Origin of the sequence: Pseudoalteromonas sp. NZS11_1, assembly GCF_015864275.1 — a bacterium.
GTDB lineage: Bacteria > Pseudomonadota > Gammaproteobacteria > Enterobacterales > Alteromonadaceae > Pseudoalteromonas > Pseudoalteromonas arctica.
This window is the reverse complement of record NZ_JADYXK010000001.1, coordinates 76,442-88,322: the sequence shown is the minus strand read 5'-3', so window position 1 is coordinate 88,322 and position 11,881 is coordinate 76,442. Positions and strand designations below refer to the sequence as shown.

11 protein-coding genes are annotated in these 11,881 nt (G+C 40.2%); all 11 read right to left on the bottom strand.

Annotated elements, in window-relative coordinates; all coding sequences use genetic code 11:
* On the bottom strand, nucleotides 1-570 hold the full coding sequence (locus tag I6F44_RS00365; protein ID WP_121953558.1) for a Maf family protein: 570 nt from the start codon (nucleotides 568-570) through the stop codon (nucleotides 1-3).
* Entirely contained in the window at nucleotides 570-1,049 is a 480-nt protein-coding gene (mreD, locus tag I6F44_RS00360) for a rod shape-determining protein MreD (RefSeq protein ID WP_007586341.1), read from the bottom strand. Before mreD ends, I6F44_RS00365 begins: the two co-directional genes overlap by 1 nt.
* Complete coding sequence (gene mreC / locus I6F44_RS00355) at nucleotides 1,042-1,884, bottom strand: rod shape-determining protein MreC (protein WP_180961366.1); 843 nt, start codon at nucleotides 1,882-1,884, stop codon at nucleotides 1,042-1,044. The genes mreD and mreC overlap by 8 nt, the downstream gene beginning before the upstream one ends.
* Nucleotides 1,884-2,927, bottom strand: coding sequence for a rod shape-determining protein (locus I6F44_RS00350; RefSeq protein WP_007586338.1), 1,044 nt, complete (start codon nucleotides 2,925-2,927; stop codon nucleotides 1,884-1,886). The genes mreC and I6F44_RS00350 overlap by 1 nt, the downstream gene beginning before the upstream one ends.
* Nucleotides 2,928-3,061: 134 nt before the next feature.
* Nucleotides 3,062-5,110 (bottom strand): SUMF1/EgtB/PvdO family nonheme iron enzyme, encoded by a 2,049-nt coding sequence (locus tag I6F44_RS00345; protein WP_024598044.1) that lies wholly within the window; start codon nucleotides 5,108-5,110, stop codon nucleotides 3,062-3,064.
* 121 nt (nucleotides 5,111-5,231) lie between these two features.
* Nucleotides 5,232-8,972, bottom strand: a complete 3,741-nt coding sequence (locus I6F44_RS00340; protein ID WP_197173085.1) for an H-type lectin domain-containing protein — start codon at nucleotides 8,970-8,972, stop codon at nucleotides 5,232-5,234.
* Complete coding sequence (locus I6F44_RS00335) at nucleotides 8,969-9,460, bottom strand: agglutinin biogenesis protein MshP (RefSeq protein ID WP_121953560.1); 492 nt, start codon at nucleotides 9,458-9,460, stop codon at nucleotides 8,969-8,971. Before I6F44_RS00335 ends, I6F44_RS00340 begins: the two co-directional genes overlap by 4 nt.
* The gene (locus I6F44_RS00330) at nucleotides 9,450-10,289 is read right to left on the bottom strand and encodes a PulJ/GspJ family protein (protein ID WP_121953561.1); all 840 of its coding nucleotides are present in this window, start codon (nucleotides 10,287-10,289) and stop codon (nucleotides 9,450-9,452) included. The genes I6F44_RS00335 and I6F44_RS00330 overlap by 11 nt, the downstream gene beginning before the upstream one ends.
* Nucleotides 10,289-10,828, bottom strand: coding sequence for a type IV pilus modification PilV family protein (locus tag I6F44_RS00325; protein WP_121953562.1), 540 nt, complete (start codon nucleotides 10,826-10,828; stop codon nucleotides 10,289-10,291). Before I6F44_RS00325 ends, I6F44_RS00330 begins: the two co-directional genes overlap by 1 nt.
* Nucleotides 10,815-11,306, bottom strand: a complete 492-nt coding sequence (locus I6F44_RS00320; RefSeq protein ID WP_121953563.1) for a type II secretion system protein — start codon at nucleotides 11,304-11,306, stop codon at nucleotides 10,815-10,817. The genes I6F44_RS00325 and I6F44_RS00320 overlap by 14 nt, the downstream gene beginning before the upstream one ends.
* Nucleotides 11,307-11,314: 8 nt before the next feature.
* Complete coding sequence (locus I6F44_RS00315; RefSeq protein ID WP_121953564.1) at nucleotides 11,315-11,875, bottom strand: prepilin-type N-terminal cleavage/methylation domain-containing protein; 561 nt, start codon at nucleotides 11,873-11,875, stop codon at nucleotides 11,315-11,317.
* Nucleotides 11,876-11,881: the final 6 nt, after the last annotated feature.

The window sequence follows — 11,881 nt, the reverse complement described above, 5'->3', positions numbered from 1 at the left end:
TTACCTTCTTAAGAATGTTTTTAATAATTGTTCGGTTTCATATAAAGGTAAGCCTACAACAGAAAAATAGCTACCCGCAATGTGAGTTACAAAGCGGCCGCCTAAACCTTGGATACCGTAGCCACCGGCTTTATCTTGTGGCTCATTAGAATCCCAGTAGGTATTTATTTCTTCATCAGTTAAAGTTTTAAAGGTGACATCTGTGCTTACAATACAGCTAAGCACATCATTTTGCGTCGCAAATGCAACTGCGGTAAGTACTTGATGTGTGTTACCTGATAAACGTTTTAATGTGTGTATAAAATCGTTTTTATCACGAGGTTTACCCAGTGATTCGTTATCGATAACAACCACGGTATCACTACCAAGTACAGGGCGATCGGTATATCCAAGCTCTACACCGCTTTGGGCTTTCAAGCGTGCTAAACGCTCAACAAGTGCTCTAGGTTGCTCGTTTGGAAGTGGGCTTTCATCTGCATCAACACTAAATTGTGTAAATTCGACACCTAATTGGCTTAATAACTCTTTACGACGGGGAGAGGCTGATGCCAAATATACTGCGGTAGTCATTACCTGATCCTAAAATGTCTGCGATATTTACGAAGTAGTAAAAACACCCAAAACCAACTAACCATTCCGGTTGCTACTGGCCATAAATACTGTGGATTAAAGTAAACCCCTAACAAAAAGTGATTTAGCCAAAACTGCATTAAATGATACAGCGTTAAAAACAAACCAATTAATAAGCTTTGTTGCCAAAGCGAAAAGTTACGAATTTTTTGAAAGTTGCTCGCGGTTACAAATATACATATTGAAAATGTAAGCGAGTTCACACCTAGCGGTGAGCCAGATGCTAAATCTATTAATAAACCAACAACCCAAGCAGTACCAATATTTAAACGATGCGGTACTGCCAACGACCAATACATAAGTACAAGTAAAACCCAGTCAGGTCTAAATGGTTCAAACGAAAAAGGGAGCGGCATTAATGCCATTATTAACGCAAAAAAGATGCTTAGCGCAATTAACAATGAATAACGGTTAATCATCGCTGATTTGCTCCTGTTGATTACGCCATAAAATAACCAGCAAACGAATGCGATCTAATTGCGCAATAGGTTCTGCAAAAACTTGTGCAAACGGGCGGCCTTCATCACGGTTTATTTCGGTTACTACAGCCACCGGGTATCCCTCAGGGAATGTGCCACCTAATCCTGATGTAACAAGTACATCGCCAATTCGCACATCTAAGCTGTGCGGAACGTGAGAGAGCTTAACGACGTTAATTTTACCTATGCCCTCAACAACAGTTCGCACATCGTTACGCAGTATACGCACAGGTGTGGCATGCGTAGTGTCGGTCATGAGTAATACGCGTGACGTAGTTGACCCTACTTTAGTTAATTGCCCTACTACACCCATCTCATCAATTACGGCTTGGCTTTCACTGAGCCCATCAGTAGTACCACGATTAATAACAACCTGATGACTATATGGATTTGAATGTACAGAAAGTACTTGAGCAATAATTTTACGATTTGGTTGCTTTGCTGATGAGCCTAATAAGGCGCGTAGTTTTTGATTTTCTCTGGCTAGAAATTGATACTGCTGAAGTTGCTCGCTTTGTAGCATTTGCTTTTTTTTCAGCGCTTCGTTTTCGGTAAGAAGTTGATCCCGCGTATGTAGACTTTTAGCACTTAAGCTAAATAGTTCGTAGGGTAAATTAGCAACATAAATGAGTGGGCTAACTAAAGTATTTAGGCTGGTACGAACAACGGTACCACCTTGCGTATATCTGTCTCCAACTATGAGTACGATACTCAAAAGCACTGCGACAAAAAGTCGCAGTTGCAAAGAGACTGTGCGTCCAAACATTAATTTCATTAGTCGTAACTAAAAACGTCACCACCATGAACATCGATCATTTCAAGTGCCTTACCACCACCACGTGCAACACATGTAAGTGGATCATCGGCAACAACAACCGGAATACCCGTTTCTTCCATTAATAAACGGTCTAAATCTTTTAACAATGCGCCACCGCCAGTAAGTACCATACCGTGCGCAGAAATATCTGATGCCAGCTCTGGTGGTGATTGCTCAAGCGCAACCATTACTGCACTCACAATACCCATTAGCGGCTCTTGTAGAGCTTCTAAGATTTCGTGTGAGTTCAGTGTAAATGAACGCGGAACACCTTCTGCAAGGTTACGACCGCGTACTTCAATTTCGATTGGCTCATCAGTTTTAAACGCAGAGCCAATTTGATGCTTAATATTTTCTGCTGTCGCTTCACCGATTAAGCTACCAAAGTTACGGCGTACATAATTAATAATAGCTTCGTCAAATTTATCACCACCAATACGAACAGATGATGAGTAAACAACACCATTAAGTGAAATAATAGCAACTTCAGTTGTACCACCACCAATATCAACAACCATAGAGCCTGTTGCTTCTGATACTGGTAAGCCTGCACCAATAGCCGCTGCCATTGGTTCTTCAATTAAGTAAACTTCACGAGCGCCTGCACCCATTGCAGATTCACGTATTGCACGTTTTTCTACTTGAGTAGCCCCACATGGTACACAAATTAGTACACGCGGACTTGGGCGCATAAAGTTATTGTTGTGAACCTGTTTAATAAAGTGTTGTAACATTTTTTCTGTTACAAAAAAGTCGGCTATAACACCGTCTTTCATTGGACGAATCGCTTTTATATTACCCGGTGTACGACCTAACATAAGCTTTGCTTCTGTACCTACAGATGCAACACTTTTAGGCCCACCAGCACGTTCTTGGCGGATAGCAACTACTGAAGGTTCATTTAATACAATGCCTTCGTCTTTTACATAAATTAGGGTATTGGCTGTACCCAAGTCGATCGATAGATCGTTAGAAAAAATACCACGGAGTTTTTTAAACATGAGGCTGGATGACCTTTGAAATACGTTCTTATATTAGCTGCCTCACTTTAACATGCTCAACTGTATGAGCAATATAAAGCGCAGCGCCTTTGTGAATTTATGAAAAAAGGAAGCAAAGCTTCCTTAATTGAATTTTATCGTTCGCGAACTAAGCGAAAACCAATGTAGTTAGATCTAAAATCAGGCGCTAAAATTAAACGCGTAGATGCGCGAGCAAGGCTTGGTGCAAAGTTCCACGCTCCGCCTCTTACTGCTACATCAGACTCACCTGATTCTTTATCGGTCCATTCCCATACATTGCCTACGGTATCGTATAATCCAAATGCATTTGGAGAAAAAGAACCTACTGGTGATGCACGTCTGTTTGACCATTCACTACCACACCAACCACAGTTAGCTAGGTTTTTACCAATTTCGTTACCCCAAGGGTATTCTGTTTCGGTTCCTGCGCGTGCTGCGTATTCCCACTCAACTTCGTTAGGTAAACGAAATTGCTGTCCTGTTTGACCCGATAACCACTCAGCGTAAGCTTTTGCATCGTTATAAGTTAAACATACAGCAGGAAAGTCACTACCTTGCTCAAAACCAGGATTACGCCAATTTAAATTTGCTTCCCATACTGGTTCGCCATTTAAATAATACGCACACCCTTTATTTTTTTCCGCTTGAGTTTTATAACCTGTATTTGCTACAAACTTTTCGTAGGCACCCACGGTTACTTCTTTACTTTGCATAGCGAAAGAATTCGCTATTACTTTTTCAATTACTGGACGTTCATTAGCTAAACCATTGCCGTTGATATCGCCCATTTTAAATTTGCCTGCAGGAATAACGACAACCGGCGTTTCAACGTTTGCATTTAATACATTAACGTTTTCACTAACCTGGCGTGTTGTTACTTCTGGTTGCTCTCGAGTATAGGTCGGTGCAGCAATCGACTTAGGCTTTTTTACTAAATTTGCATTAATTGTTTGCGCTTTATTCAAATCAACACGTGCTTGATAAGGTTTATAACCAAGTTTACGTATTTCAATGTTATGAATGCCCGGCGGTAAACGTGTAATCAAGCGTGTTGAGCCAAAGCTTACACCATCGATAAACACTTCATCGTCGTATACGTTTGATCGTAATGTCAGCTCTACTGATTGATCCTTCTTCTTATTAAGGATAGAAGGGTAATCTTTTTTTACCGATGCAGGTTTAACTGAATAATCACGTATTGGCTGCTCATTTAAACGAGAAACCGAAACCGTGTTGCTATTATCCGCGCTATTACTGAATGTTAACTGACTATCAGTAAATGTATTGTTATACGCTGGTTGATAAGCAGCCGTAAGCGGCGTGCCATACTCAGAACAATAGCGGTTATCTATGCTTAATAAGCTACATAAACGGCTGCTATTAACTTCGCCACGCATAGTTACGCTTAAGTTCACGTTGTAATTACCTTGGCCGCTAAATGCACTGTTAACTACATGGCTACTTAATATTTGTACTTGAGCGCCCGCCAAATTACGTTTTGGCTCAACAATGCGCTCTTCTGTTAGATTTGCAAAAATTTGATCAACAAAGCGTTTAGTTGCTTTTTGTAGACCCATTTGCTGACCGCGTTGCTCACATGCTGCTAGCGTTTCTGTTCGCTTACAGTTAATAGTGTGGTTAACCTCAAGCGTACCTTCACGTGTAAACTCGTTACGTAAACGCTCTACGCGGGCTGTAGTTAACTGCTCTTTTAAACTTTCTAATGTATTTAAAAGCGTATGCTTAGCAACACGAATTTGTTCTATATCTTTACGGTGGGATGCAATTGCCGCCAACTGCATAGAAATGTCATCTTTATTTTGCTTATGATCAATCACCGCTTTTTGATAGCGTGATTGAGCCGCACTAATATTAATAGTGGGATCATCAATTAAACGACGGTACATTTCGTTCATCGCATCGAGCGCTTGGTTTTTTTCTTTATCTAGCTCTGTAGAACGAGAACGAAGTAGCTCTAATTGATTTTGTAACTGACTTTCTTCTTTAAGATGTTTTTCAAGTATTCTTGTCGAGTTATCGTATTCTGTCTGTTTAACACTAATCTCTGAGTCAATTCCAGTCACTGTAGCTGTGTCTTGTGCAAATGCACTACTAGCTAACAAACTAGCTGAAATTAACAGAGATAAAGGAGTAATTCGCATATATTCCAGTCCCAAAAAGCGGCAATTATTTGGTCGTTATTATTTTTTATAATTAAAGCCTTATGCTATGTACTTGCAGCACAAAACACAAGCTTTGTTCAATTATTATATTAGTTTACAACTATTCGCGTGTTTCACGCCAGTAAATAACCCGATCATTTCCTCTAAAGCGTCCAAATTGTAAAATAGTACGAGGATCAAGCTGTGTTCCATCGTCCTGCCAATCCCACTTTAACCAATCATAAGTATTATATTCTAAGGTAAATTCACCCAAACCATTTGGCTGTGCATAAATACCGTTATCTGCCGGATACACACCCGCCTCTAGCTGGCCAGATGCATCATTTCCGTATTTATAGGTTAATTGTGGGCTGCTAGGTGCTATTTGAGTGATTTGGGTATGATCAAATACACTACAATTATCTTCAGCGTTATTTACAAATCCACTGCCGTTGTAATACTGAGCCTGAATAGGAATAAGTAAAGGGTCGAGATCGGAGCCTGCGTTATTACCAAGTACTAAGCGTCCAAATCTAAACTCTATTGGTAATGCATTTAGTCGTACGCTATTACAACCACCCGAGCATGCTGTTTGTGTATTAGGTTTATCATTTGCATCAATGAGTGTTGCCCCTTCTATGTCAGAAAGCGTTGCCATTAAGCTCACCATAGCGAACGGTCCGTCTGCTTGTCCTACACCTAACCTTTTAAGTGTGGTATTTATTTGACTCATTTGCCATTGGCCATCGTTTGTATCTCCCCAGTTATTATTTCCTAGGTTTACTAAGCGGCTAGCAAAATTAGTTGCAGGTACATAGTTACCTACTTCATTATTTTCGGCATTAACGTCTACACTCGATTTATCAAAGCCCTCTTTATAATTAGTCATTAGCACACCATTTTGATTTTGTGCTTGTACTGTAAAGCCAAGTTCAAAAGGTTGATCAAGATAAGTTAAATTACTCCCGTATTGCGTGCATTGCGCAGCAGCTTGAACCCCCACTACCTGAAACTGCGAAGGTGCAAAACGACCAACGTTGTACAGCTCACCTTTTACATCTCCGGCGCCAAAGTAATCGGCATCTTGCAGACCTGCTGTTAAATCAATGATGCCAACTTGGTCGTAATTATACTGCGATATAGATTCACTCAAACTGCCTGTGTCACTAAAGGCAACAGTGCTCATCGCTTCAAGCGTACCTTGAACGCCTGGCGTAGGCGCTTTAAGTAATGCCTCTACAAGTGGTTGCTCTGTAATAAAGTGCTTGGCAATGGTGTTATTTATTATATTGCTGTAGTTATCTGGGTAACCATCGTTGTTAGTGTCTTGCCCTGTTTGCCATCGCACCGCATTCATCTTTAAATCAAATGCTTCGCCAGTTAATCTAAATAAACTTCCATCAGCGTCTGCTGCATAACCATCACTTGCAATTTCCATCGCTAATCCGAATGGCTTTACAACATACTCATTTGAACTACCCGTTAAATTTACTGATAAATTAGTGACTGGGTCTAAAATTAAATTGGTGTTTACATTTAAACTCAACTTTCCTGCATCGGGATAATTTATAACAATCGGTGCTTTAGACTCACTATCAAAGTTTAGCGTGAACGATTTAGCTGCTTGCTCGACCGCAAAGGTATTATTGTTGTTACTAAGTGAAACCGTATCAGAACAACTTGCACCAGCACTGCATGTATACGATAAATCTAAGCTTACATCACCACCAGCGGGAAATGCAGCTTCGCATACGCCCGTAGTGGTATTTGTTTTTACCGCTTGAATAGATAGCGCTTTTGCATTAAATCCAGTATTTGAAGGCTTTGCTGATAACTGAGTAGGAATTGTAGTATTTCCATCTGTATCATTATTAAAAATAAATCCAGCATCAGAAAACGTAACTTTACAGCCACTCAAACCAACATTATTACCACCGATATAACAACGAAGAGGTGCAGAAGGATCAGCAGTGTTATATCCAAATGTAACGCTACCAGTTGTACGTTTAGCAAACTCAACAGTTGTTGAGCCTGTAAAATTAATATTCTCCCCTGTAACCCAACTTTGCTGACCACTATTATCTGGAGAAAGGTTTAAACTAGAGGGTTCCGCAAATAATAAGTCGCAGGCATCATTAGCGCAGGCTGTTAGTGTCATTTCTTTAGCTTCACACGTTAGACCTTTGTTATCGCTTATTGTTAAACGATAATGATCCAGTGTTTCTGGTGTATAAATACCACAAAAACCAGGGATACTTTCGGGTACTGGTAGAGCGTCAAACGTTGAGCTCCCTTCGGTAATAATTTGAGTAGCCGATGTAATTGATCCCTGATACGTCACATTTTGAGCGATTCTTACCTCACCAGTGGCAACAATATAGCCCGCAATATTTGCATCGGCTGCAATAGCAACCGCACCATCGACATAAATAGCCAAGTACGCGCCAGTTTCTACTACTATATTTGTTTTACCTATATTCAAAAATGAAGTTGATAGAAGTGAGGTTGTGTCTTTTAAAAAAATACGTGTAGGCGCTGTTACTCTGTATTGTGTTTCCAGCATACTTAACTGCAACTCATCGTAATAATAGTCGCCAGCTAAAGAAGTAGGTACGGGCCCTGTTGAGCTACCATCATTTGTAACCGTTGGCACCTGCGCCGCTTGATTCGGTTCTAAAGAGTTATAACCACCAGCAACACACGCCTGACCATTACACAAAGGAGGGCTCGTCAGCGCTGTAGAAATTAAATTTGTGGTGGTGACAAACTGCGCATTACCATCGGTTATTTCTACCCCCTGCACCAGCTGTACTTCACCGTTGTTATAAGTAGAAATAGCGCCTGGGAATAACGTATCACAATCTAAAATATCACCATTAAATACAAAGGTACTGGTCATGGCGAGTATTGATGCTTCCTCGTTTACGTGACGGCGCTCGTTATCGCCATCACGGTCTTCGTCAACAACAAGCCCTAGCCTGTCAGTTCTTAGGTTACAGCTGCGTAGCCACCCGCCATCATCTTCTTGGCGTGAGTTTTTACTTGCAACCACCAAAGGAGCCACACTAAAGTTATTAGTAAAACTAAAGTAATTACAGCCATCGCTCCAACCGTCAATTTCAAAGCCTGTGAAAAAAGTTTCCCACGATACCTCAACGCCATTATCGTCAGTAAATGTGCGGTTACTTCCTGGCTCCACTGCCATGTAAGCAACAGTTTCGTTTTTTATGAGCCCAAGTGCTGTTTCAGATGCCTCTAAAGCAATATTAACGCCGCTGGCAGATAGCGAATTACTTTCTACTGCAACTGTTAAAAACGGAATTAATGCCTCAGAAGGTGGATTGCTGTCTATGCTATTGAGTGTTTGTAACGAATGGAAAAAGTTTGGCCTTTGAGTAAACGGTTCAGCAAATGTTAAAGACTTATAGCCTTTAGGTGTCAGTGGAGCAAAGCCAGACTTAGAGCCATACTGTAATTCGAGTAATAAGTCTGTACTGCCCACTTCCATAATTGTGCCGTCTGGAAATTGATGCACACCATACTCAACAGCTAAATAGTGCGCCCCCATACTAATATGTCCACCATCTTCTCCTGAAGGTTCAAGCGGTAAGGCCTCAAAGCTAGTTGTGGTTATATTACGTATTCTTATTATTGCAGGGTTTCCACCTTGGTTTGTTGAGAGCATAAATACAGCAGGAGGCGTTATATATTGCTGTTGAAAATTTACTTTTGTCCAAACAGGCGATGTGTATGTATCTTGCAGCTCTATATAACGGCCCTCGATTTTTGGAGGCACTGCATTTGCGTGATTACAAAGTAACACGCAGCTAAAAAATATAATGACTAATGCACTTTTTATCATGGTAAAGTTTTAGCCTCCACACTGAGTGTTCTTTGTGTTTCCCAATAATCCTTTCTGCAATCATTTCCTGCAGGGCAATCAATTGCGGCGCACGTTGCACTACTTTGTAAGTAATAAATATTAACAAGCCCGTTTGTTGTGCTGCTGTCGGGTAGGTCTATATATTCATCGCAACTCACCAGCACGTTACAATTAGCTAAATATGCAGTTTGAAAGGTTAAATTAGTTGTAACTGATGCACAGTTTTGCACTGAGCTATTTATTGGAAAGAGTTGCGTTAAACCACTTTCTAATCCACTTTGTGCTGCCATAAAAGCGCGAGCCCCATAATACTCAATCGTATTTTGTTGTGATGCACCAGAAAGCACTTTAACTAATGCTAACCCTAGTGCTAATAAAGCAACAATAATTACCAAAGAAACAATTATTAAGTTCCCTTTTTGTTTACTGGGTAAGGCTTTTCCGTGATGATTTTTTTTAAGGTACATTAGGAATATGCACCTCATGGTTAAAATTCATTACTTCAGTATCGTTAAATTGCATTTGCGCATTCACATTAAGCACAGCGTTTCTTTGTAGGGAGAGCGCATCAAGAGTAAAAAATAAATCGCTCGCTAAATTATTGGCAATGTAAATACCTAATAAATCACGTTTAACACCACTGCTTATTTGTAAGCTCACGGCATCTAATTGATTAACAATAAAACCGTAATTGGTATATCTATATAAATACTGCCCTTCAACGCAAAAACTTACAGGTTGAGAGAGTAAATAAAGGCGTTTACTCGGCGACTCTTGGGCAAATGCTTTACTAAATTGCCACTCATCAATTTCGCTCGCTGAACTATTAAATGCTGATACTTGCAAGCGCTTACTATTATTTTCATCATATATATCAGCACTGCTTAATGGGTAAATAGTTGCCCAATCTCCAGCTTGCGGCTGCGTTAAATTATTAAGTTCAAAATCAACAGCGCTAACATTAAAAGGCGCTACGGTAGGTAGGTAATTTGTATAGTGAGTCGCCGATAAAAACGGCGTAAATTCTAAGCACTGCTGAGCACTGCACGCTCCGCTAGTGCTGTTATCGCAAGAAAGCCTTAACGAATTTGGCGTAGCGTGGCGAAGCTCTTTACTAAGTCGCGTTATTAAAAAGCGGGCCTGAGCTACTGCTTCTTGGCGCTCAACCCCTTGTGAGTAAATACTGACTCCAGCACCAATAAATGAAAATGCACTTACGGCTAAAATACCAATAATAACCATGACAAGTAATAGTTCTATAAGGGTAAATGCATTTTGGTATTTAGCTCTTTGCATTAGTAATTCCCTTTATATGCACTAAATCCGTAAACTTCGCCTAAGGGTGATGTTACTTCAATAGTAATACGCTTAAAGGTTGTGCCATCGTTGGTGGTCGATTCGTTAAAGTCGCTATCGTACTCAACAGTAACAACTAAATTAAAGTCGCTGTACTCCCTTAACACCTCACCTAAGCTATTAGTAATAGGCTGGTTAGACAGTGCAATATAGTCATCTACATCGTTATAACTGGTTCTGGTTTCTGAGTTATCTACTCCGAAGTCAGCAGGTGCGGTACAAGCCTCAGCACCTATAGATATTTCGCCACACCGCTTAAAAGGAGAGCTTCTGTCGCTGTGTTCATCAAATGATTTACTTTGAATTTCGTTCATTAGTGATTGGCCAAATTCAGAGGCTCTTAAAGCCACAATAGGCTCTGCACTTTTTTTGGCTTGTGGGGCAATTAAAGCTGTAATAATGCTCAATGCAATCGCAAACATAACTATGCCAATAATAAGCTCAATTAAGGTAAAACCTTTTACTTTAAGGGCACGCATATATAAGCCCTTCACCACTTATGCATACGCCAGCTAATCCAACATCTATTCGACACTGCGTAGTACAGGTTTGATTTGATTTACCTAAAGGATCAAAACTAATTTGGGTAAATATATTCGCGTTACTATCTAAAGCGCTAAATGTTATATCACTTCTTTGCGTGTTTATTTGTACCACTAAATGATCGGTGTTATTGGTATCTGCTCCACCGGTACATGTATCGGGTGTGGAGGGAGCAATAAGTGTGGAGGTAATATAAAGGGTATGACAACTTGAAATGGCTGTATTTTGCATTGCACGTAGCTGCACTGTTCTCAGTGCATTTAAAGTACGATCTCTATACGAATAGGCATCTTCTGTTGAGCTGCCCAGAAATTTGGGAACTGCCGTTACCGACAGTATTCCCAATATTACTAGAGTAATAATTAACTCAATGAGTGTGAAGCCACGCAATCGTTGCTTACTACTGCTTATCATTTATGTAATTAACAGCCCGTTAAATAAATATCAATAGTAGGTTTTTCTACTGAAACTGGGGGGGTACCTGCATTCGCATCACTAGCTTCTGTATATTCGATGCGACATAGGTCTGTCTGTACATAGCTATTTGGGAAAATTATTACTTTCTTATCAGCTGCAACCTGTACAAGATTAAAATCACCAGTATCCACGGTTGTTCCTGTAGCAGTGCCTTCCGCAAAATCTACATCTAAAAATGCATTAAATGCAATGAGTGAAGCTGCTGGATAACCAAAAACAATAGGAACATTTTCACCATTATCTCCTGTTATCTCAGCGTTTTCAGCGGCGGTTTTTTTATGTAAACTTGCAATAATAGCCTTACCATTTACGATATTCATCCCACTGCGAATCGACCCTTGTAAACCTTCAAGTGTTGAAGCATTGGCATCACCTTGCAAGTTTAAAAAACGAGGTGCTGCAGTAACAGCTAAAATACCTAAAATAACAATTACGATGATCAATTCAACAAGTGTAAAACCTGCTTGTTTATTCATTGGTAAACTTTTTAACGATTGCGTTTTCATAAGTAA